A 21671-nucleotide genomic window follows, 5' to 3' on the forward strand; every position below is an offset into this window, starting at 1 on the left:
ATAAATGATAGTGAAACTGACCGAAAATATCATTATGCACATATTATAGGTGAAAAAACAAGACTATCTTATATACTTCATGGATTGGTCGATTTCGGAGAGTTAGGCGGTTTCAGTAAGGATGGTTCTGTTAGTCAATATTCTGGAAAAAATTCAGGATTTACTGATCATGATAGAGGGAGAAAAACAAATAAATATATAATTGTATATACAGGGATGGATGACAAACTTACAGAACAGGCTGCAAAAAATGTTTTAGCAACAGAACAATTTGGTGCGGGTGATACCCAAAAACAGAAAGAAAAATACAAAGTATTTATGAATAATTGTAATGATTATACAACGGCTGTATTTAAAGAGTATGAAACCTTATGGAAAAAAAAGTATAAGCAAGACAATCCGAAAGCTTGGAAAATAGATACGGATTTAGCTTGGGCAATACATTTGTGGGAAATTCCAAAACGACGAGAGGAAGTTTATGAAGAAAAATAGAATTACACTTTATTGTTTTTTACTGATTTTTTTCAATTATTTTTACTTCCTTTTTTATCATTCCAACATTCTTTGATTGGTTGACTGATAAAGATACTAGGGAGCTAACCTTTGAAGAAGATGTAAAGATTTCTAAAGTAATTGAAGATTTTTATTCTGATTGTTTTAAATTAGACTATGCAAAAATTAAGAAGTCTTTTTTTAAAGGAAAGGTTAATATAAAAATAATAGATGGACATAATTTATTAACAGATTATGAAAATGATCGTTTTGGAACTATAGAGACTGAAAGTGATTTAAACAGAATTGGAATTGCCTATAATCAGTATGTGGGGTATTTGATAAAAAAACAAACTGTTTTAAAGGAATTCGTAAAGCAGCCTTATGATTATCCAGTCGGAAATGTTTATTATATAAGTATAGATGCACAATATGAAAATGCAAAAACGCATCAGTATTTCTTTATAATAAATGGACATAAACAGTTTAAAATTTATGAGTATAAAATAGAAATTCTATGAAAATAAGGAAAATCTACATGATTATGACACCAATAGATTGTTTAGAAATTAAATTAGAATGAGTGAAGCGGTTAAGGATACAAAGGGGACATCAGGCGGTGGCACAGTTATGCGTGAGAAATTTGAATATTCAGGAAAAGAATATAGAATTGATTTAGAAAATTTGCGTGGTATAAACCTTGTGGAATAGCTTTATGAATGAATTGATAAAGAAATATATTGAATTATTATTTAGTGAAGGTAATAAAAATAAACGGGATATAATAATCAATCTTGGTTTATTAATTGAAAAAAATACTGATAAGGAGAATCCTACAGATTATGTACAACTACTTCCTTCAGATTTATTGGTTGTTAATTTATCCGAAGAAGAAAAAAATTATATATTAGATGAATTAATTTATTTTTTAAGTAAAGGCAGAAATTATTATGATTCTGTTATTTGGGCTGTCGGAAAATCTTATGATGAAAAATTTATTGAAAAAGCATTGGAGACTGTAATTCATGAAAAATTATATGTATATAAAGATGTCTTACAGCAAATTAATTTTGTTGTAGATATAATAAAAAGCGAAAAAATAGATGAATTATTATCTACTATTAACCTGATGCTTAAATTTGGTTGAGTGATATTTGCGTTAGCATTTGAGGATTGTTGGTTGCAGGTATATCAATTCAAAAGTCGGTATATATGAATGAGTGCAAAAAAATATATCTCTGTATTTTTATGTAATGATGTATAATTTATAATATAAGATTGGATAAATGGATACTGTTTAGAACCATCACCGTCCGTGTCGGTACTGAGAAAAAAACATCGCGTGAACAAAGTAGCAGCGGCGAAAAGATTTGAGCGGTATGGTGCAGCGGTGCCGATACTTGTGAGCTTTATTCTGGTAGCGGTGCTTCAAGTATTAGTTCAAATTCTGTAGATAGGAGTTCTGGTTCTTCTTCATATAGTGTTGGAAGTACTTCAAATGTTTCGTCAGATACTATCTATGATTCATTAACACAATAATAGGGTTAAGATATGAAAAGGTTATTTTATTTGATTATTTTCTTGGGTATAACATTTGAATTATGGGGATGTACATTAAATATGATATTAGAATACAAAAATGTTTCAAATTTTGTAGTATCAGAATATAAAGTTGAAGATGATACTATATTAACTGTTTCAGGCCTGTGTATGCACAGTAGCTATGTAGTAAAAAAGATTTACCTAAAAGAAAACGATGATACATGTTCAATCTTAATAAAAATTTCTTTTATTAAGAAAAAAAATGAGACAGGAAAGTTTGAATATTCTTTTAAAATTTCTGATGATATAAAAAAAGTGGCTTTTGAGAATGAAGAAACAGTAGTATGGACTAAAGAGGAATTATAAATAAATCATAAAATTCATCCAAACAAAATATACTGCTGTTGATTTTATAAAATGTGTGATTGAAAAATATGAAGTTTTAAAGACAGAAAAAAATGCAATATTACTGTGTATATGATTCACGTGACTATTCCATATGTCGTGAACCTACACCTGTACGGACAAAATGCAGTGTTTTACGGTATGGCTTATGAAGACTTTCAAAAGGGTGCAGGTGCCTTACAAGAAAAAGGTTTAATAGGAGTTCTGGCTTACAAGGTTTTTTGAACTACGTATGGCTGCGCACCTTATTATGGTGAAAATGCGTATCAGTATCGTTCTAGTCTAACCGGTTATAATCAAGTTTTAACAGGGATATTTATTCCTGCATCTATGCAGAAAGTGGTAAAATGATTATGAAAATAAAAAATATAATTCTTTGTTTTATGATTTTTATTATCATTATTTTTTCTGTTTATATTATTGGAAGTAAGCTTATATTTAAAAGATTGTACAAGTTTTCTTTAAGTATATCAGAAAATACTTGTGAAATAATCAGAAATGAAAATATCATTTTATTTATAGTTTATAAAGAATCTGGTTATATTTTTGGTTCCGGTCATAAGTATTTAATAATGTTTTCTAAAAATAAATTACTATTGGGTATATGCAAATATGGCGAATTTCCTATTTCAGTTCAAAATATTTCAGAAAATGAAATTGTATTAAAAATAAAAGGTTATGATTCTAATAAAGAGTATATTTATACGTGGATACGAAAGAATCGGAAAATATGGAGGTATAAAATAGGATACATCATGCTATAACGCTTAATGGCATACCATTATATGTTGATGATTATCATTTAAAAACCGATATACGGCTTATTACGTTCCCCAATGATTCACTGAAAAAAGGGATGATATATTATGATATGCAGAATTCAAGAATAGACTGGGAGTATTATAAAGAAGCTGCAAAAGAACTTTTAACCGGCTTGTTTTTTATAGGAGCTGCTGCACTCGCCGCTTCGGGCTTTCCCTCAACAGCACCAGCGATTCAATGACAAAGGAGAATAGTATGTGGAATATTAATTTGAAGAAATTGGCAGGGCTAAAAGAATTGATAAGTGCACTGGAAAAATATCATTTTATAGCAGAAACTATACATAAAGATATGTTTTGGTTTAGTCATGAACGTAACGGAGTACTTGTAATCGATTATGCAAGAGGGCAGGAGAATATCATACGGTTGGATTACCGAATAAGGAAGACGCCTTTTATCAGTACTCTAAATACCTGTAAGGCTATATCAGTGTGATTAATTATAATTAGAGTTGACACCCTCTTTTCACAGAACGAGTTACGGCCATATGTGAGAATCCATATCAAGCCTGTACGTCCTTGTACAGATTTGATGTCATGTTTTGCTGACGGCAAAACGTGATACTGTTTAGAACCACCACCATCCATGGCGGTAGTGAAAGGGAAAATATTTTTTTAAGGTGAAAACAAAATTTTTTTATTCACAGCGTAACTATCCTCTTCCCCGGACAGCGATTGAAGCGGTATGGTGCAGCGGAGCCGACAGGCGTAGCTTCGAAGCAAGCGCGATGCTTTTTGAAAAGAGACATGCCTGATGCGAGGAGCGAGAAACTGATCCGGATGGGAAAGCAGCAAAAGAATTTGTTATAGCAGTTATTCAAACGGATCTTTCGATACCTGATCCGTCTGATCTCAATCTGTTGAAATGGGGTGGGTATGTAGCTGCTATTGGATTAACAGCTACTGTTGAGTATTTTGCTATAAAAGCTATACAAAGTTCCATATCAAAAGCAAAAGAAGCTAATGGGCAGCGTAATCGTGAGCTTGGATCTATAACAATTCAGATACAACAAGGAACAAGATCGATCAAGGTTGGTTCGACACGGTTTGCTCTTAATGAAAAAGGAGTGACAAAGCGTCAAGCTCAAAAAGCTCTCGATGAACAAGTAACTATGTTATCAAATAATAGAGGATATGGGCATCTGGCTAAGAGTAAAAAATTTCAAACAGCTGTTAGTGAAATGTCAGAAAATATTAAGACAAAGCATACTGTTGGAGATGGCGATTAAAAACAAATGAAAGCACCATTTGAATATAACGGTAAAACTTATCGAATTGATATTCGTAATAATGGTAATAATCCAAATTTACTACTATACTAACGATATAAAAGGGATTGTTCATGGATAAAAGAATTCATATGTTGTTGGAAGATGCAGAAAATGATTTATCAAAAAAAGAAGTTCTTGGAATTTTAATGCATATTATAGCAGGGACATATCAATTGATGGATCAATCTTTTTATCTGTGTATTCCTGTTGAATATAGAGATATAAGAATTAGACAAGAAGATGAAAAAGAGATTTTGAATAGACTCATAAGCATAATTAATAAAAAAGGAGATAATATGGAATATGCAATGAAATGCATATCGGACATGCAAAATAATAAAGCATATAAATGTGCAGAAGAGTTGTTTTTGCAAGAAGACTGGGGAAAATATCCTGATTTCTTAGGAACGCTTATTTTTTTTCTGGCAATTTCAGATCGAAAATTTAAGAAATATATTCCAAAAACAATCGAATACTATAACACGATTGATAATGTATTTTTTCATGAAACTGTCGGTGCATTATTAGAAGCTTTTTGGGCGAGAGGTGTTTATGGGCAAAGAATAAGAGCGAAAATAAAAGATTTTATCGTAATGCCTATACTAAGATTTATTTCAAAAGTGATAGAGGTTTCTATGTCAAAAGAAGAAGCTTATAAATACCGTAATTGTCAGCTTAACTCGGTAACAATTCAGATACAACAAGGGAGAAAATCAATTCAACTCAGTTCAGTGCGCCTCGCCCTTAATAAAAAAGGAGTTACGAAAGGGCAAGTTCTAGAAGCTTTAACTGAACAAGTTACTATATTATCAATATCCGATGAATATGGAAAAATGGCTACCAGTAAGGAATTCCAAGCAGCTGTTATGGAAATGTCAAAAAATATTCAAACCAAGAATACAATATATGTTGGTGATCAACCTCATATGAGTGTATCATTTACGTATAATAAACAGGAGTATAGGATTGTTATATTAAGCATCGGAAAAAACCTAAAAGACTAGGAGAAAGCATGAATAGAAAAATTAAATTGCTTATGAAAAAAGCTAAGAAAGATACCAACGATATTCATTCGTTGGAAATATTGACAGCAATACTTTTCGCGAATTTTGCATTAGTTGATGAATCGTTTCATTATAGTATTCCTGAATATTATAGGAATATCAAAATAAAGAAAGATGATATTGATGATATGCTAACAGAGCTTGTTGTTATCGTTAATCAGAAAGGGGAAAATATGAGACAAGCAATGGAATGTATAACACAAATGAAAGACGATGAAAATAAGGGGTATGCATGTGCAGAAAAATTATTTTTACAAGAGAATTGGAAGCAATATCCTGATTTCTTAGTAACCCTTATTTTTTTTCTTTCAATTTTTGATGAGGAATTTCAGAAATATATTCTAAGAATAATTGAATACTATAATACGATTGATAATGTATTTTTTCATGAGATAATCGGTTCATTATTAGAGCGTAAAGGATACCTACAATCGATAAGTAGAGAATGAAAACTTACAATTATGATGTATACTGTAACAAAAACTTATCTACTTTTCTCACAGAACGAGTTGCAGCCGTATGTGGGAAGAAAATAGAGATAGGAAATAATCTTTTAAAGGCACTAAACCTAACGGAAAAACCAATGGGAACAGCAGCTCACCATATTGTTGCAGGAGGATCAAAATATGCTAAAGAGACAAGAATGATTTTGGCAAAATTTAAGATAGGAATAAATGATGCTGTAAATGGAGTTTTTCTTGATACAGCAAAACATCTAGGATTGCATACAAAAGAATATTATGGAAAGGTGCATAAGGCGTTAGAAAAAGCAACGACGCGGGAAGCTGTCATAGATACATTAAACACGATTGCTAAAGAATTAATGGAGGGAACATTTTGATGAAGATATATATTTTGGAAAATGAGCCAGAGAACTATAGGTGGTTGGAATATATCGGCAACTGGTTTGATTTTTTTCATGGTCTAAATTTGATCGCAAAACCTTTAGGAACATGTGAGCATGTGATACGATGTAAACCAATACGAGATAAAAAAGAGCGAGTATTAGGAGATTATCCGGTTTTTTCTGTTCCAGCTATCAGTCAGAGAGCAAAAGATGTATTGGAGCCGTATTTTGGCGATTATGTTGAAATTTTCCCTTTAGAAACCGGTAAGTTAGGAAAATACTATTTTATGCATATAATAAATGCATTAGATTGTTTAGATGAAGCTAAATCCGATATCGTTTATTTTTCCGATCATTCAGGAATTTTAAAAATAAAAAAAACCGTTTTTAATTCTCATTTGAATGATGAAAATTCCAAAATATTTGTACTAAAACAGGATATCGGAGGAAATATATATGTCAATGAGCAGACGAAACAGCTGATTGAACAAAGTGAATTAGAGGGGTTTGTTTTTATTGAATTATCAGAGTTGGAGTGATAGGAACAAGAAGATAGGTATTCTTGTCAATATCCAAGGGGAACGTCTACACAACCCGCACATGATAAAAGCGGAAATCTGATTGGACCTCCGGCTATGACTTCGTGGAAAACACGAAGTAGTTATACAGGAACATTATCTATAAATGAATATGCTCAGGGATGGTTGAAGAATTATGATTCTGTAAAAAGAGATAATAAAAAAAGCAAAAAGAACAATGATCCATATATATGGAGTGGCAAATGAAAAGAAAATTTTTAATAATAGGATTATTTATGATTTTTCAGATAAAGGCTCGTTGCTTTTCAGGGATAGTTTTTTGGGAATATGATAAAAAAGATACATATGATATAATAGTTGCAAAAAATTATAACGAATTGATTAAAGAAAAAGCATGTTCGTTTTTTGTATCTTTTGATAAATGCTTGAAGTATGATAAAGAGGTATTGGAATTTTATTACTCAGATGAAGAAATAATGAATACGGAAATACAATTAAGAGATTATGATATTGGAAATGCATATTTTTCTGTTGTTGTTAATAATGAAATTGTATTAACGGGATTAAACAGGCTTGGGTACTTTGGTGCAAAAATGTTAAAAGAGGATAGTGAGAATGTAATATATATATGTTGGATAGGAGTTAATATAAAGAGATTTAAATTAACAACAGATTATACAGCTGCATTTAACATGTGTTTGGATCAAGAAAAAGATTTAAAAAAAATTTGTACTAAAAAAATAGATGATTACTTTCTTAAAGAATAATAAAAGAGTAAAGATTAAACCTCATAATTTTTGTAAAATTGCTTAAATCACTGCTGTAAGCTCCTAATATCGAAATAGTATTTTACAATTTGCCATTAGTGCATTATAATAAAACAGTTTGAAAGAAATCTCTGCAAGATATTTCCATGAAATATTTTGCAGTTTTGCTCTTTGAAAATTCAGCAGCGGCTCAGAATCATTGCGCCGATAGATGACGAGGCGAGGAAGTACAACGAGAACTTACCGGGCATGGGCGGGGTATTTAATGTCGTGAACCTGCACCTGTACGACAACTGAATTATATGGTGAAGGTAAATCGCTCTTAGAAGCATGGAATAAAGCAATGGAAAATGGATTATTAGGTAATTTACCGAGCGATGCACTTGAACACTTTAAAAAAGCTTATGCGGAGCATTTTAAAGAGGAAATGTTTTAAATTAAGATAACGGAGTATGTCATGAGGTCGTTTAAAATTTTTTTCACAATATTTATGATATTTATGATATCGCATTTTATTCTTGTTGTTTTGCTTGCTGTTTTTAATATTAGATATAGATATAGGGTACCATTTTTTCTTGATAAATACGGATTCCATGATTTAGCTGAAAATATGTCACACATAATTGAAAAAAGAAAGAATTACTCTAAACCATTTTTATCACACAAAGATAGTAAATTTGAAGATAAAGTATGGAAAAAATTCTATAAATTAAAATTGGATAAAAACAAAGATGATTTATATCGGATTCATAAATTTTATAAATTCTTATCCTTTTTTATAATATATGTTTGTAGTTTATGGGGTGTATTTGTTATGATTATGATAATACTTGTTTTAATTTATTGCTGAGGTATACCGACATGATTATGACCCCGATAGGCTGTTTAGAAATTAAAATTGATGATATCCCTTATTTATATGAATATCTCCCTCTTCCTACTCGGTTTGTTAATTTTTCTGTATTACAGCGTTATCAAATTATTATTCCAATCCAAAAAAGAAAGAGGGTTTTAGTTATATTACATTATCAATGCGATGATGTAGCGGAAGGTATTAATTCAGGAGAAAATTTATATGCAATTAGTTTTACTAAGAATAATTTAGATATTGAAATCGGAATGGAGGGTGATGTAGAAGGAATAAATTACTTAAAAATAAAGAATGGATGTTGCTTGGTTATTTCTTCTGTATGTCAGCAATCTCATTTAAAGATAAATATTGCATGGAAATATAAGGAAGATGATTTTGATGTATCTGTATGGTTTGCTGTAGATCCGACTATAAATACATAAAATCTACACTCTCTTCCCCACAGAACGAGTTACAGCCGTATGTGAGGAATAAACAGAAATATGGAAGGTAGTACCCCGGACAGCGATTGAAGCAGTAATAAATAATAAACTTTCAAGTATTTATTACGATCATCCTGCAAAAAGAACAGGGAGTGAGATAAAAAGTCCGTATACAAACAAGAGAAACCTCGAGGGCAATTAAACTGGAACAACACCCGGTATTAGCACTTGGAGCCGCTTTACCAAGGGGTAATGGCAAAGAATCTGTCTAATGGACATTTGGGAGACATTACTTTAAACTTGAAAAAACAGGGAGAAATATAACTTCTTGGAATATTACTTTGACAACAATCGATCCATTAATGGGCAAAACAACTGGATGACAAGTTTTATCTAGAAAGGATGCATTGAAGTATTTAAATGAAAATAAGGAGATATTAAAAAATGATCCAGCATATAAAGAATTCTGGAATCTGCTTAATTAATATTTTTGCTGTTATCATTATTTCTATGTTATTTAGTTGCTCGTTTAAGGAAACTAAGCAAGTTAATTTTTATGATTATAGAATCGATGATAAAAGTATATTTATGACTTTAGGGTTCAAATTACAAGGTGGGTAGTGAACTCTTTAGAATTGAACATGATTCTAAGTTTTGTACAAAGGTTATTTCAAATATCAATAGTATTGATATTTATATTTTTCCGAATGAAGTCGTTAAGGATGATCATGGTTTCTACTTATTAAATGAAGTTAAGAATGTATATGCATATTTTATTGAATATTATGATGAAAATACTGGAAAGGATTATTATATTTTCTCAAAAGATAACAGTGTTGAAAAGCAATCAGAAATTAATTATACAACAAATTATTTAAATGAATTGCAAGAACTGCGAGACAAGGATATTGCATACTATAATGAAGACGTGCAGGTTTTAGCATATCCTTATGCTGGATATGTAGTTAGAGGCAGAGATGGAACGTTACTGTTATTATCAACATTGTGGGATAATAATTCAATAAATTAGTTATTGATATGATAAAAAATATTTCTTCCAACAGATATGGAAGAACAAGCTTTTGGAAATTGAATCCGCATTATAAAAATGTGACTGGCTCAGAGGTATTTGAATGATAAAAAAACTTTTTTTACTTTCATATTATTTTATCCGATTTTTGTATATGGTCAGAATTATATGGATTTTTATGATGTACAAGAATGTCCTTATACACCGGTAAAAATTAAAAGTAGCGGATGGCTTGAACATAGTTACTTGAAAAAAGAAGAATTTATGGAATGTTATATTTCAAACTTTGAAGATTTAGATGGTATAGAAAGTATAAGGTACTATCCTCGTCAGAATTTTATTGGCGCTAAAGAAAAAGAGCATGGAAAAATTGAGCTTTGCAATCAGGAGTTTTATTTTAATGGATGGGATATTTTCTTAGAAAGTCAAATTTTTTATTTGATACAGTACAATGAAAAAAAATATTTGGTACTTGTTGGCGATGTGGCAGCATATAATGCATATAAATATTTTATTTTTGACATAACAGATTTAACGAGAATACAGTTTTATGAGTTGGAAAACGCCTTTTATAATGAAAAAATTGATTCTACAATATTTGGTATATTTAGAAGTCAATTATGTTTTTTTGCGGCAAAGCGTGTTTACCAATGGAATGGAGATTATTTTTTATGTCCTTATATCATTAAAGACGGTGAATTGAGAGAGTTTGTTGATAGTGATGGAACAGAATTTCGAGTATACTTCTCATATATTACAAAACCTGATTCTGAATTTAAAATAATAAGGTGTACTTTTTAATTTTATGAAAAATTTAATAGGGAGTATGATGAGGATGTATAAGTACTACTAAAAAGGTTATTCTGGTTTACATAAAATCTCACTCAGTCTTCCCATAGAACGAGTTACGGCCGTCTGTGAGGAGCTATATCAAATCTGTACATCTTTGTATAGATTTGATATCATGTTTTGCTGATGACAAAACATGATACTGTTTAGAACCACCGACATCCGTGGCGGTATTGAGAAAAAAACACTGTGGGAACAAAGCTGTAGAGGCAAAAAGATTGGAGCGGTATGGTGCAGCGAAGCGATAGCGAGCCTCAAGCCAATAATCCGGTAAAGTATACCGACCCGGATGGGAGAATTACAAAAATAGAGATATTGGAAGTAAAATGGAAATATTTGATATGCATCTTGATTATATGAAACAAGAGGTATCTGATTTGTTTGCGTTCCTTAATATCTTTGGTACAGGTGGTATTGCAATGCTGACTAATCCTGGATAACCGGACATGATGTTATGCGCTTTTATTGATAATATTTAATATTCAAGCATTAGCTGAATATATAGCAGATGAAGCTTCTTCCGGAAACCAACGAAGAACTAAAAGAGATCTTAGAACATTTACTCTTAATAAAATGATGGAAATACATAATTTAAAAGCTCAAAATGTAACAAATAAGGCTGCATTGAAAAGCATCGAAGAAGAAATTGTAAACATAAAAAAATGATAAATGAATTAAGAATAGAGGAATAGTATCATGTTAAAGATTTTTATTAAAGGAATTTTTTTTGATAAACCAGCTATAAAAAAGATAAATGAATATTCATTATTTTATTTTCTTATAATATTTCTAGGGACTTGTTTTATTTTTCCTGCATGTTTAAACATCGTATTGAAATTACTAAATTTTACACAAAGCTCATGGCGTGAAATAATTTTTATTATTAGTAGTTTGTTTTTACGTAAAATAATGATAAGCACATTATTATTCTTAATATTATTACTGGATAGAAAGTTTATTAATATACAAATTATAGATAAGTTAATGCTGTTAAAAGTATGTTGTGCTATATGGTTTATCGATCCTATAATTTCAATTTTATTAGCGGTATCGGATTCATCTCTAATAAATATTCCTTATTTAATATATAGGTTCTTTTTTATGAAATGTTATTTTGAAGAGAACACTGATGAAAAACGAGATAAAATACTAAAATTTCTTGCACTCAGCTATTTTCTTTTATTTATATTAGGTGTCACTTTTATAAAATATATATTTTATATTCCATTTTTCATCAGTTCATTAATTATTTAGTATTTGTATAAATAGTATGAGAAATTATGAAGAGAATAAGAAAAAGTATGAGGATATTTTTAATGAGGCTTGATTTTATATGTACGTGATATATCTAAAAAAATAATTTCGGACTATGAAAACAAATTGTTTTTGTATCTGCCGCTATCGTATGGGGAGTCAATACTATATTACTTAGTTACGGAATAGGTGCTTCTCGAAAAGATGAATATGGTTTTGCTTTAAGGCATCCAATAATATCAGCAGATAGATGTAAATGGGTGTCAACTTTGAGAAAGATAATGAAAAAGCAGTTTATTCTTTTATTAATTTTAATAGCTCTATTTCTTCTCGTTTGTTTTTTGGTTTGTTTTACTTGCCTACGACCAACAAATCAAAAACTACATGCAATATGGATCGGGAAAGAAAAAAAACTTACAGATATTTATAGATATAAGTGTGAAAAAATTGTTTTTATTGAAGGTAAAAATAAAAAAGATAAAATTAAGATGTTTTGTGATTCTGTTGAAATAAAAGAATGGTGCGAAAATCATGATGTTTTAATGCTGTTTATAGATAAAGATAGACATGCGATAGCATATCCGCTTTATACTTATTTTGATGATTTGGAGAGAGAACCTTTTTATGATGGTATTTGGTTTGAAGTTCCATTTGAAAAGGAGCTGCCTGAAGATTATGTATTTGTTAAAAGATTAACGAAAAACTCGTTTAGAATTAAAGTGAAATAATATATCGTTGAACCGATTGTCGAATCTGTTCGTAGGAATAGGTCGGTAAGAGGGAACAGAAAAGAGTATGAGGAATATGTATTAAAGCTTCCGTACTTGTACAATCAAATAATGATATGGTAGCTTAATACATCTAAATAAATACTTTTTGTGTTGAAAAAAATATTCTGTGTAGTTATTGATATTAACTAAGGGGGATGAATATGATTATGGTGGTTTTTCCTGTTTGTGCAGTTACATTCTGGTTCTTTGTAAAAGCTTTTAAAAAATTTGATTCCGAATTTGCTAAAAAACGAAAAAAATTTGTAGAATATCTGGATAAAATAAATGATATTGAGACTTTAAAACGAATCGGGGAAATAAATATGTTTGGAGTTCGTGAAAAATGGTATCCAAGGTATACGGATCTAATTCCTTATCTTGAATATAAAATTCAACAAACAAACGATGATAATTTTAAAACTTACCTAATTGAATATAAGAAATTTATAAAACATTTTTTGTGTACTATGCCATTTATTGTTCTGTCAGTAATGATTCCTATATCATGTGTTATTTCTTTGTTCCGTAATTAAACGTATAAAATCTTTCTGTAAGTTAAGATATTAGCAGATAGTATAAAAGTATGGGTTTCTGGACATATGTAATTGCATGGAAATATAAGGAAGATGATTTTGATATATCTGCATGGTCTGCTGTAGATCCGGCTATAAATACTTGAAAAAGGAAAGATATACACTCTCTCTTCCATAGAATGAGTTACGGCCGTATGTGGAAAGCCGTATCAAAGCTGTACGTTTTTGTACAGATTTGATATCATGTTTTGCTGATGTCCTTGGAGTAAGTGCGGATGTTGTTAAATCTTCCTACGAGGCCTATCAGTCATGGATGAATAATCACAAAAAAGAGGAGATAGATCAATGAGCTCATATAAATTAAGGATGTTTTTTGAATTTTTGTTATGTATGCCAGGACTTTATTGGATATTATTATGGTTTTTGCTGTTGGTATATTGCGGCTTTTCATTATTAGGAAGATTTAATGAAAAGTTAAAATCAATTATATTTGACAGTTTTGATGTTGACACAGGGTTTCATATTTTCAGATATACAATAATGCCGATTTTTATTTTTATATTGCTAACAGTAATTTTGCTTATGCGAATAATATCGGGTACTATGGATTATGGATACGGATCGCCTAAACTTTTAATAAAGGTTATTGTGATTGTGATTGTGTTTTTTGTTCTTTGCTATATTGCAGAACTTCAACAAAGTAGGTATAAAGCAGGAAAGATAGATAAACTATTTTATGTAAGGGGAATAATCGCAGCCGTACTACCAGCTTTTATTATAATACCTCTTGTTTTATGGTGATCTTTATGTGAAGTGATATAATAAATGGATTTTATAATAAAAAAATTTGATTCGATGCCAGAAATGGTTTAAGTACAGTTATGAAGGTTCAAAATTCTATGAATTTGATCTATGTTCTTTCAATTGAGTTCAACGGTTCCGTATAATTCCGCTTTGTCGTTTGTTTTTGCTCTCGCATAGTTTTGATTTTGACAACGGCATAGTGGTGTGGTAGGATAATGAGAAAGATGGAAAGTCGATACGGATATACTCTATCACAGATATGGGAAGCTGCTCAAAAAATATATGCAGATTATCCAGAATTGCTAAAAGCAGCTGCACAAACTTTAGGATTAGAATAATGACTAGGATCTATCGATATATTTTTAATACCAATCAGGATGATCCTAAAAGAGAGATAAGAAATTACTTGACTTGTCATAAAATCAAATACTCAGAAGAATTGCTTTTAATTTTTGAGATACCTGAGAATAGAGTAGATTTTATAGAAGTTAAAGAATTTTTAGATACGAAGGCTGGAAAGATAATACAAATCAGCCTTGACTATTCTAAAAAAGAACTTAATGCAGCTGCATATTTACAGTTATGGCTCAGAAAATATTCTGGTTATCCCCAACCCGAAACAATTGATGTCAAAAAATCATATATAAATTATACTTATGACATTACGAATTTCTGCACAAATTGTGGTAGTGGACTGATTCAAAATGATTCTTTTTACATAAAAAAATCTTTTAATATAGAAAAAATAAGATTTGGCGGACTTTACTGGGTTTATGATACTTTTTTTATTACGAATGAACTTTGTGATTTATTAGTAAAGGAAGGGTTTACTGGAATAGAATTTTTACCGGTTAAAAATATAAAAACAAAACAGCCTATTGATAATATTGTTCAACTTAAAATTAATACAGTTTTTCCGACAAAACTGAAGTATGAAGTAAAAAAAGTTATTGAGTGTAATGTCTGTAATCAAAAAAGAGATTTGATAAAGGATGGTTCTGAAATTACTGTTTCAAAAGAAATTTTAAAAAATTTGGACAAAGATTTTTATTTAAGCCAAGAATTTACTGGAGATGGTCTTTTGTGTTGTAGGCGCGTTTTAATTTCAAATCGGGTTTATAAATTTTTTAATGACAACAAGATTAAAAATATTTGTGTCGAACCGATAAGATTTGAATAAGTATTTCTTAGAGGAATAAACTGAAATAGGGAAGGTAGTCCTTCGGACAGCGATTGAAGCGGCATCAGACTGCGAAGCGATAGCGAGCTTCAAGCCAATAATCCGGTGAAGTATACGGATCCGGATGGGAAAGTAGCTGCACTTGATGATGCTACGATAGCCGCTGCAATTGTAGTAACAACTGGTGTTATTGCTATGGCAAATAATCAATCCTATAAAGATTCGGCAGATAAAGATAAAAATAATAACACAGGTGCATATACTATTAACTTTGAATCCGAAATGAAATATCACGGAAAAGGAGGGCAGAAACGATCAATGCAATCAGCAATGAGAATAAGCTTTACTTATGATGATATGCCTGTAAATATTGATTGGATACCATCATCGAATCATAGAGAGCCTTTACGGATGAATATAAACGTATTCAAGATGATGGAGTTCCTTTGTTTTATGAATCTGGTAACCGTAGAAAGAATTATAATAAAATCCAAAGTCCTGGTAGATTATTTTATATTATAGATAATGGGCATGAGTATAAACCTGAGGTGTTTTAAGTTATGATTGAAAAAGATGGATTCCATTTTATGATTGATATTAATCAAATTCCAATTGAATTAGTATTTGATTCTTTAGAGAAATTTAAGGATGCGAAAGATTATATGCGGAATCATAAGTTTCCAGGGGCTGCATTTTCATGGGGTTATCCATATAATAATATTGATTTTTTATCTGAATTTCCATGGCTTACAGGAATTAGCATATTTATTTCTGGTATATCTCATATCGATATAGTGAATTCTTTGCCAAATCTTGTTTATATTTCTTGGGACGATCCTATACCTTTTAATATTAATAATCCTGTTTTAAAAGAACTTTCTTTTGTGTGGCATAAAAATAATTCGATTTCATCTAATTGCAAGAGTTTAAGATCCATTTGCGTTACAAACTGTAAGGATTTAACCGGATTATTTGAACAAATTTGTATACTTCCAAATGTAGCTCGTGTAGCAATTGTAAAAAATTTTTCAGTCAAGGATTGTACATTTATGAAACCAATGGCAAAACTGGAATATTTAGGACTAAGTTACTTTACTAAACTTGAAAGTTTGAATGGTATAGAAGTACTGGCGCCTACATTAAGATATCTTGAACTCGATACAGGAAGTAAAATATACGATCATAGTCATCTAAAAACATTAAAAAAGTTAGAAGTGCTAAGAATTACTCACAAAGGTATTATAAAATCTCTTGATTTTATACAAGAAATGCCCATGCTTAAAGAACTTGTTGTTGTAGGACCGAAATTAGAAGATAATAATCTTTCTTATTGTAACCATATTCCAACAGTGCGAATATGGCGGTAAGGTAAAATAGTGAATGTTTTTCGGACATCAAACGCCATTAATAGTTATTTAATGGGATCTGTAATCAGCGGTATGAAGAGAAAGGGGCGTGAATAATGAAAATAAATAAGTATTTCCTTATACTAGTCTTTTTATTTTGTTTATCAGCATGTTCTTTTGTGAAAGATTTATATTTATCAAGAGAAGTAAGCAGGCATTTTAAAGAAACGAAGTCTTTTGAATTAGCCAAAGCTGTTATGCATCAAATGGAAGAACAGCGGCAATTCAAGCATTACATATTCAAGATGTAGAAATGACATATTATTTTATTGTTGAATTAAAGGCTGATATAACGCAACCTTATTATTCGCCTGATTATGTCGTTCTGGAAGGTGAGGAGAAGAAAAAGCATTATCCTGTTTCTTTATTACGGGATTTTTGGATATATCCGCTCGATTCAGATGAATATAAAATGAAGAAAAAAATAATTGAAGAGTTTGAAAGACAAGGTGTCGATTATAGGAATACGCTACCTAGTAAATATGCATTACAAAAAATAAAACAATTATATCCAAATACATGGGAAGAGTATTTACAGAAATATTGATGCAAACTCTTTAATCTGATTTTTTAAATGAAATAATACAAAGAATTTTACTATCTCATCCCATAATAAAGGAGTGTTAAATGAATTTTAATTTAGGTGTGTGTAGAATTATTGAACAAATCATTGAATGCAGTATCGGAGATATTGATTTATATAATTTTTTAGAGAATATATGGGGTATATATATACTTATAAAAGATAAAGGAAATTTAGATTTTCAGCATACCTTTCATGAGAGTTGGGATTATATTGATGAAATTATAGGATTAAATATTGAAGATAAAAATATTTATACAACAATTTTACCAAAGTTTAAACAAAATATGATTAAATTTTTATAATATTGCTATATGCGAATCAAAGAAACGAAGTAAAGGCTACGCAAGATGCTTCATTATTGATGGAAATAAATGGCATAACACTTCACGATGTACCGTTGTATGTAGCTGGATGTCAGCCGTGTGAAGCACGGATTCTCATTCGAACAGATTCTGCCGGCTTTCGATGACCCGTACTTTCTGGAGAGGAAACTGGGCTGACTAGGCAAAATCGGTTATGCCGAATTTTTTGTTTTAAATGCAGTATTTATAAAGTTTTCAGAAAACATCATCCCAGGGAGCACAAGCTTTTTGAGATGGTTGATGATGTTTATACATTTGAGAAAGCCTTTAAAGAAGCTCCTGTAGTGAATAGAGAAGAAAGATGTAACAATCAAGGGTTGATATTAAATACAAGGGGGACTGATGATTAAAAAGATAAGTTTTATGGGGATAATTATTGTGATGTTTCTTGCTTGCAAAACAATAAATACTGATGCAAAAATATGGAAGAATAAACCGTCCTATTGGTTGAAGTAGATCAATTGCCTAATAATGTATACGTTTCATATTCAACAGCTAAATAATAAATATAGAAAGTAAAACATAACGGTAGAAGTCGCCTAGAAAAGTACCTCAAGAAACTGTAAACTTAGATGATGCTCCGGTTTAACTAATGAAGTACATAAAAAATTAAAGCATAATATAGGTAATGGTGCGGCTGATTGGACGGGTATTACACCTGATGGAGACGTTATTGTAAACGATGGTGATGGTAAGGCTTTAAATTTAAGTCATTATACTGGCTGGTTAAACTAACATTTGAGGGAAAAGATAATGAAAGGTAAAGTAGCAATATCTATACAGATGTTTCATCCGATATTTACGACTGATAAAATAAAAAAATATTTTGATATGACACCGGATATTGAATATTGTGTCAATACCCCTTGGATATTACCAAATGGTAAAATAATAAATGCACTACATAAAAGATCCTATTTATGTTATGATATATTACCTTTTCAAGAGAGAGATTTAGAAGATGCTATTGATTATGTTAATGAATATTTTGAAAAAAAAATAAAAAATAAAAAATTTTTAAAACTTTTTATACAGACAGGAGGAACTATAAACTATTATATTGGACTAGGTATTAATAATTATTATGCGTTTGAATTGTGCCCTGAAATATTGCGAAGATGCAAGGCTTTAAATATTACTCTTGGAATTGAAATTTATAATGATTTAAAAAGTTGATTCTGATACCATGTTTTGGATAGAAAAATGTGCTTATATTTAAAATAAGGAATACCTATATGATTATGACACCAAATAGAATAAATAGTATCATAGATGAGGCTATAAAACAATTGGAGGAATTAAAGTGAGCCTTGGTTTCTTGTTTTTTAAAATATTCCTTTGTTTTATTTATTCTTTTGCTTTATACTCTTTTGTGTCTATACAAAATAAACATTCAAAAATGAAAAAAATTAGAAAAGGGTTTTCAAAGTGGGCAATATATACAGGATATTATCTAATTTTTGTAAATTTGAAAATTAATAAATTTTCAAAGATATTATTTATATTACTTTATTTTTTTGTGATTATTGAAATACTAACAATTCCTGTTGATTTTACGTTATATATTTTATATGAAACGAAAATAACATCAGAATTATTTTTATCTGAATGGATATAAATATCTACAAAATTTTCATTGTGGATATTCCGCTTATTTTGTGTATTATTTTTGATCAATTATAAACTATGGCGCAAATAGAAATATGTGGTATCCGTTGTTATTGAATAGGGGTTCTTATGGAATATCAATATGAAATAAGTTGTTCTTATTCAAAAGGAAAATTACTACCTTTTGGTCATTGGATACCCTGAGTAATTTAAAAGTCAAGGAACATAGATAACAAGAGAGAAATAAATCAAAAGAAGAAAAACATGGGACTTCTGATTGGGAAGACCCTGAATCAGAGGATTATGTAGAGTGGCAAAAAAGAGCAGGAAGAAGAGGACATGATGCAAAACCTAAAGGAGCTCCTAATAGGACAAAAAGAGAAATAGATGATGACTATGCTCAATGATAAAATACTAGAAGGCTGTAATGAAGAACAAAAAGAATTGATGCGCAAAGTCTGTTTTGAAGATGATCAAAATCATACAGAAGAAACGATTTTCCTTTTAAGGAGGATAATTGACATACAGCCGACTGTTCCTTATGCGTTTGCATTACTTGGATCAATATATCTTGATCAAGCTCAATTGCTTGATGAAACATACCATTACGACAAAAGAAGACAAAAATATATCGTTGCACGTCGTAAGCTTTATCGTGATGCTATTGCTCATTTTGAGAAAGCTATTGCATTAAAGCCAGATTCGCCAGGTACTATTTTATTATTAGCACGTGCGTGCGAACAGTGTTCGTTTTTAAAACGGGCGGTGAGATATTATGATTTGTATTTAACGTTTAAGCCTCATAGAGCAGAAATATACTATGCTAAAGGAATGATCTATGAATATCAGCAAGATTATCCAACAGCACTTGCGTTGTACGAAAAGGCCTTATCATTCGAACCTGATAATGAAATGTATAAAGACCGTATAATGAAGTTACAAAAAAGAAATAATCATACTACAAAGACATCTAAGAAATGATAAAAATTTCCCGTAATATAGGTGAGTTTATGCTTAAAGTCGATCTTGCAATTGTAGTAAGACATCCGGTACTGCCTACGCGTGAGATAACACCTATTTTTGACATTAAAGCAACTGCTGAGCATTCTGCTAATACGCCGCGAGTTTCACCCTCCGGTAAAGAATATTGCAATTTCAGAGAATCTTATGTTCGCTATGATGTTGTTCCTGAAATACTAAAGGGGAGTAACCATGATAGTATCATTCATGATTTGAATACCTATTTTAAATCGAAAATAAAAGATAGACAAAAGCTTGAATTATTTTTGCGAAGCGGTGGGAATGTAACCTATGAAGTTTATCTGAATGAACTACATGATGAAAATATATTTGAATTGTCTCCACGGATTCTAGGTGAATGTGCTGATTTAGGTATACCATTATGTTTGAGTATATTGATGGCGACTGAAAACATAGTCTCTGACAATACAGATTATAAGATTCTAGATTTTGTAACTGTTTCCGTTGAACAGCCAATATCATCCTTTGTGGATAATGTTCATACGCATAACTTTAATAATGGAATAGTTTATTATTCACACAAGATACCTTTAAATGGAGATACTTATTTAGAGAATGAAATTGATAGAGCTATTACTGTTTATAAAAAACAAGCTATTGATATGTGTCTATCGATAAAAGAAAAAGTACGGTGTAAAATAATATTATGTCTAAAAACTTATTATCATTATGCTTTTGAACTTTCTTCCGAAATATGTAAGATGTGTGCTGAGTTGAATATTGGAATTATGGTATATTTTTAATCAACTTATTGAAAAAAGCTTGTTAACCAGTGTACATTCTTGTCCGTTGTGAAACTACAAGGAGACAGGTAAAAAGCACCGCAGGCATATCTTTGATACGTTGAGGATTGATTTTTTTGAAGCGATGAGGCAGACGGCTTAGCTGTCTGCTAAAAGCATAACAATAAGAATTGCAAGAAATACTTTATCGGATATTTTTCCGCTTACGATTAGTAAAGATGTGTATGGAATTGGTAGTGCTAGGTTAATATCTGCAGCTCTGGAGAATACATTAAATGAAAAGAAGTAATAAAGTGTTCTTAATGAATATATTTCTAACAATAATTTTTTTAATAGGTTTATATTTTTTTGATAAAATTATAGGTGGAAATGCTACAAATGGAAAAATAGAGAATAATATCTATTATGTAAAAGATGTCCTGGGAAATTTTAGCAAAGTTTCAAAATTTGTATATATTCTAAAT

29 protein-coding genes are annotated in these 21671 nt (G+C 30.3%); all 29 read left to right on the plus strand.

Annotation, left to right across the window (positions count from 1 at the left end; all coding sequences use genetic code 11):
* Window positions 1–572 precede the first annotated feature (572 nt).
* The 29 genes from E4N66_RS02225 to E4N66_RS02350 all read left to right on the plus strand — a co-directional run bounded on the left by E4N66_RS02225 (window position 573) and on the right by E4N66_RS02350 (window position 21207).
* On the plus strand, window positions 573–1013 hold the full coding sequence (locus E4N66_RS02225) for a hypothetical protein (RefSeq protein ID WP_253728799.1): 441 nt from the start codon (window positions 573–575) through the stop codon (window positions 1011–1013).
* Between the two features lie 58 nt (window positions 1014–1071).
* Entirely contained in the window at window positions 1072–1203 is a 132-nt protein-coding gene (locus E4N66_RS12985; RefSeq protein ID WP_256478226.1) for a hypothetical protein, read from the plus strand.
* Between the two features lie 4 nt (window positions 1204–1207).
* Window positions 1208–1639: a hypothetical protein gene (locus tag E4N66_RS02230; RefSeq protein ID WP_253728800.1), complete on the plus strand. Its 432-nt coding sequence runs from the start codon at window positions 1208–1210 to the stop codon at window positions 1637–1639.
* A 404-nt stretch (window positions 1640–2043) separates the two neighbouring features.
* Window positions 2044–2400: a hypothetical protein gene (locus E4N66_RS02235; protein ID WP_253728801.1), complete on the plus strand. Its 357-nt coding sequence runs from the start codon at window positions 2044–2046 to the stop codon at window positions 2398–2400.
* 392 nt (window positions 2401–2792) lie between these two features.
* Window positions 2793–3203, plus strand: coding sequence for a hypothetical protein (locus tag E4N66_RS02240; protein WP_253728802.1), 411 nt, complete (start codon window positions 2793–2795; stop codon window positions 3201–3203).
* Window positions 3204–3310: 107 nt separating this feature from the next.
* The gene (locus tag E4N66_RS12990) at window positions 3311–3442 is read left to right on the plus strand and encodes a hypothetical protein (RefSeq protein ID WP_256478227.1); all 132 of its coding nucleotides are present in this window, start codon (window positions 3311–3313) and stop codon (window positions 3440–3442) included.
* A gap of 14 nt (window positions 3443–3456) precedes the next feature.
* On the plus strand, window positions 3457–3696 hold the full coding sequence (locus E4N66_RS02245) for a hypothetical protein (RefSeq protein ID WP_253728803.1): 240 nt from the start codon (window positions 3457–3459) through the stop codon (window positions 3694–3696).
* 424 nt (window positions 3697–4120) lie between these two features.
* A complete protein-coding gene (locus E4N66_RS02250) occupies window positions 4121–4489 on the plus strand; it encodes a hypothetical protein (RefSeq protein WP_253728804.1) in 369 nt (122 codons plus the stop codon).
* Between the two features lie 113 nt (window positions 4490–4602).
* On the plus strand, window positions 4603–5535 hold the full coding sequence (locus tag E4N66_RS02255; protein WP_253728805.1) for a hypothetical protein: 933 nt from the start codon (window positions 4603–4605) through the stop codon (window positions 5533–5535).
* A gap of 8 nt (window positions 5536–5543) precedes the next feature.
* Window positions 5544–6044, plus strand: a complete 501-nt coding sequence (locus tag E4N66_RS02260; RefSeq protein ID WP_253728806.1) for a hypothetical protein — start codon at window positions 5544–5546, stop codon at window positions 6042–6044.
* Window positions 6041–6436: an AHH domain-containing protein gene (locus E4N66_RS02265; RefSeq protein WP_253728807.1), complete on the plus strand. Its 396-nt coding sequence runs from the start codon at window positions 6041–6043 to the stop codon at window positions 6434–6436. The genes E4N66_RS02260 and E4N66_RS02265 overlap by 4 nt, the downstream gene beginning before the upstream one ends.
* Window positions 6436–6981 (plus strand): imm11 family protein, encoded by a 546-nt coding sequence (locus tag E4N66_RS02270; RefSeq protein WP_253728808.1) that lies wholly within the window; start codon window positions 6436–6438, stop codon window positions 6979–6981. The genes E4N66_RS02265 and E4N66_RS02270 overlap by 1 nt, the downstream gene beginning before the upstream one ends.
* A 242-nt stretch (window positions 6982–7223) precedes the next feature.
* Window positions 7224–7748 (plus strand): hypothetical protein, encoded by a 525-nt coding sequence (locus E4N66_RS02275; RefSeq protein ID WP_253728809.1) that lies wholly within the window; start codon window positions 7224–7226, stop codon window positions 7746–7748.
* Window positions 7749–8609: 861 nt separating this feature from the next.
* Window positions 8610–9041: a hypothetical protein gene (locus E4N66_RS02280; protein ID WP_253728810.1), complete on the plus strand. Its 432-nt coding sequence runs from the start codon at window positions 8610–8612 to the stop codon at window positions 9039–9041.
* A 613-nt stretch (window positions 9042–9654) separates the two neighbouring features.
* Window positions 9655–10071, plus strand: coding sequence for a hypothetical protein (locus E4N66_RS02285; protein WP_253728811.1), 417 nt, complete (start codon window positions 9655–9657; stop codon window positions 10069–10071).
* Window positions 10072–10239: 168 nt separating this feature from the next.
* Window positions 10240–10872, plus strand: a complete 633-nt coding sequence (locus E4N66_RS02290; RefSeq protein ID WP_253728812.1) for a hypothetical protein — start codon at window positions 10240–10242, stop codon at window positions 10870–10872.
* Between the two features lie 513 nt (window positions 10873–11385).
* Window positions 11386–11586 carry a hypothetical protein gene (locus E4N66_RS02295; RefSeq protein ID WP_253728813.1) on the plus strand — a complete coding sequence of 67 codons (201 nt, stop codon included), beginning with the start codon at window positions 11386–11388 and terminating at the stop codon, window positions 11584–11586.
* Between the two features lie 869 nt (window positions 11587–12455).
* A complete protein-coding gene (locus E4N66_RS02300) occupies window positions 12456–12902 on the plus strand; it encodes a hypothetical protein (RefSeq protein ID WP_253728814.1) in 447 nt (148 codons plus the stop codon).
* Between the two features lie 203 nt (window positions 12903–13105).
* A complete protein-coding gene (locus E4N66_RS02305; protein ID WP_253728815.1) occupies window positions 13106–13477 on the plus strand; it encodes a hypothetical protein in 372 nt (123 codons plus the stop codon).
* Between the two features lie 345 nt (window positions 13478–13822).
* Complete coding sequence (locus E4N66_RS02310; RefSeq protein ID WP_253728816.1) at window positions 13823–14278, plus strand: hypothetical protein; 456 nt, start codon at window positions 13823–13825, stop codon at window positions 14276–14278.
* A 218-nt stretch (window positions 14279–14496) separates the two neighbouring features.
* Complete coding sequence (locus tag E4N66_RS12995; protein ID WP_256478228.1) at window positions 14497–14619, plus strand: hypothetical protein; 123 nt, start codon at window positions 14497–14499, stop codon at window positions 14617–14619.
* Complete coding sequence (locus E4N66_RS02315) at window positions 14619–15461, plus strand: hypothetical protein (protein WP_253728817.1); 843 nt, start codon at window positions 14619–14621, stop codon at window positions 15459–15461. The genes E4N66_RS12995 and E4N66_RS02315 overlap by 1 nt, the downstream gene beginning before the upstream one ends.
* Before the next feature lie 105 nt (window positions 15462–15566).
* The gene (locus tag E4N66_RS02320) at window positions 15567–15983 is read left to right on the plus strand and encodes a hypothetical protein (protein ID WP_253728818.1); all 417 of its coding nucleotides are present in this window, start codon (window positions 15567–15569) and stop codon (window positions 15981–15983) included.
* Between the two features lie 38 nt (window positions 15984–16021).
* The gene (locus E4N66_RS02325; RefSeq protein WP_253728819.1) at window positions 16022–16828 is read left to right on the plus strand and encodes a hypothetical protein; all 807 of its coding nucleotides are present in this window, start codon (window positions 16022–16024) and stop codon (window positions 16826–16828) included.
* A gap of 292 nt (window positions 16829–17120) precedes the next feature.
* On the plus strand, window positions 17121–17414 hold the full coding sequence (locus E4N66_RS02330; RefSeq protein ID WP_253728820.1) for a hypothetical protein: 294 nt from the start codon (window positions 17121–17123) through the stop codon (window positions 17412–17414).
* Window positions 17415–17494: 80 nt separating this feature from the next.
* A complete protein-coding gene (locus E4N66_RS02335) occupies window positions 17495–17755 on the plus strand; it encodes a hypothetical protein (RefSeq protein ID WP_044015060.1) in 261 nt (86 codons plus the stop codon).
* Between the two features lie 813 nt (window positions 17756–18568).
* Complete coding sequence (locus E4N66_RS02340) at window positions 18569–18991, plus strand: hypothetical protein (protein ID WP_253728821.1); 423 nt, start codon at window positions 18569–18571, stop codon at window positions 18989–18991.
* A gap of 819 nt (window positions 18992–19810) precedes the next feature.
* Window positions 19811–20404, plus strand: coding sequence for a tetratricopeptide repeat protein (locus E4N66_RS02345; protein ID WP_253728822.1), 594 nt, complete (start codon window positions 19811–19813; stop codon window positions 20402–20404).
* Window positions 20405–20433: 29 nt separating this feature from the next.
* Window positions 20434–21207, plus strand: coding sequence for a hypothetical protein (locus tag E4N66_RS02350; protein ID WP_253728823.1), 774 nt, complete (start codon window positions 20434–20436; stop codon window positions 21205–21207).
* The last annotated feature ends 464 nt before the right edge of the window (window positions 21208–21671 follow it).

Source organism: Treponema sp. OMZ 857 (assembly GCF_024181085.1).
Classification (GTDB): Bacteria; Spirochaetota; Spirochaetia; order Treponematales; family Treponemataceae; genus Treponema.

Coding starts and splice junctions, on each gene's coding strand:
- E4N66_RS02230 (WP_253728800.1), top strand. CDS start 1,208: ATGAATGAATTGATAAAGAAATATATTGAATTATTATTTAGTGAAGGT.
- E4N66_RS02275 (WP_253728809.1), top strand. CDS start 7,224: ATGAAAAGAAAATTTTTAATAATAGGATTATTTATGATTTTTCAGATA.
- E4N66_RS02305 (WP_253728815.1), top strand. CDS start 13,106: ATGATTATGGTGGTTTTTCCTGTTTGTGCAGTTACATTCTGGTTCTTT.
- E4N66_RS02345 (WP_253728822.1), top strand. CDS start 19,811: ATGATGACTATGCTCAATGATAAAATACTAGAAGGCTGTAATGAAGAA.
- E4N66_RS02330 (WP_253728820.1), top strand. CDS start 17,121: ATGACATATTATTTTATTGTTGAATTAAAGGCTGATATAACGCAACCT.
- E4N66_RS02245 (WP_253728803.1), top strand. CDS start 3,457: ATGTGGAATATTAATTTGAAGAAATTGGCAGGGCTAAAAGAATTGATA.
- E4N66_RS02290 (WP_253728812.1), top strand. CDS start 10,240: ATGGATTTTTATGATGTACAAGAATGTCCTTATACACCGGTAAAAATT.
- E4N66_RS02340 (WP_253728821.1), top strand. CDS start 18,569: ATGAAAGGTAAAGTAGCAATATCTATACAGATGTTTCATCCGATATTT.
- E4N66_RS02350 (WP_253728823.1), top strand. CDS start 20,434: ATGCTTAAAGTCGATCTTGCAATTGTAGTAAGACATCCGGTACTGCCT.
- E4N66_RS12995 (WP_256478228.1), top strand. CDS start 14,497: ATGAGAAAGATGGAAAGTCGATACGGATATACTCTATCACAGATATGG.
- E4N66_RS12985 (WP_256478226.1), top strand. CDS start 1,072: ATGAGTGAAGCGGTTAAGGATACAAAGGGGACATCAGGCGGTGGCACA.
- E4N66_RS02255 (WP_253728805.1), top strand. CDS start 4,603: ATGGATAAAAGAATTCATATGTTGTTGGAAGATGCAGAAAATGATTTA.
- E4N66_RS02235 (WP_253728801.1), top strand. CDS start 2,044: ATGAAAAGGTTATTTTATTTGATTATTTTCTTGGGTATAACATTTGAA.
- E4N66_RS02280 (WP_253728810.1), top strand. CDS start 8,610: ATGATTATGACCCCGATAGGCTGTTTAGAAATTAAAATTGATGATATC.
- E4N66_RS02265 (WP_253728807.1), top strand. CDS start 6,041: ATGAAAACTTACAATTATGATGTATACTGTAACAAAAACTTATCTACT.
- E4N66_RS02260 (WP_253728806.1), top strand. CDS start 5,544: ATGAATAGAAAAATTAAATTGCTTATGAAAAAAGCTAAGAAAGATACC.
- E4N66_RS02315 (WP_253728817.1), top strand. CDS start 14,619: ATGACTAGGATCTATCGATATATTTTTAATACCAATCAGGATGATCCT.
- E4N66_RS02270 (WP_253728808.1), top strand. CDS start 6,436: ATGAAGATATATATTTTGGAAAATGAGCCAGAGAACTATAGGTGGTTG.
- E4N66_RS02310 (WP_253728816.1), top strand. CDS start 13,823: ATGAGCTCATATAAATTAAGGATGTTTTTTGAATTTTTGTTATGTATG.
- E4N66_RS12990 (WP_256478227.1), top strand. CDS start 3,311: ATGCAGAATTCAAGAATAGACTGGGAGTATTATAAAGAAGCTGCAAAA.
- E4N66_RS02335 (WP_044015060.1), top strand. CDS start 17,495: ATGAATTTTAATTTAGGTGTGTGTAGAATTATTGAACAAATCATTGAA.
- E4N66_RS02300 (WP_253728814.1), top strand. CDS start 12,456: ATGAAAAAGCAGTTTATTCTTTTATTAATTTTAATAGCTCTATTTCTT.
- E4N66_RS02240 (WP_253728802.1), top strand. CDS start 2,793: ATGAAAATAAAAAATATAATTCTTTGTTTTATGATTTTTATTATCATT.
- E4N66_RS02325 (WP_253728819.1), top strand. CDS start 16,022: ATGATTGAAAAAGATGGATTCCATTTTATGATTGATATTAATCAAATT.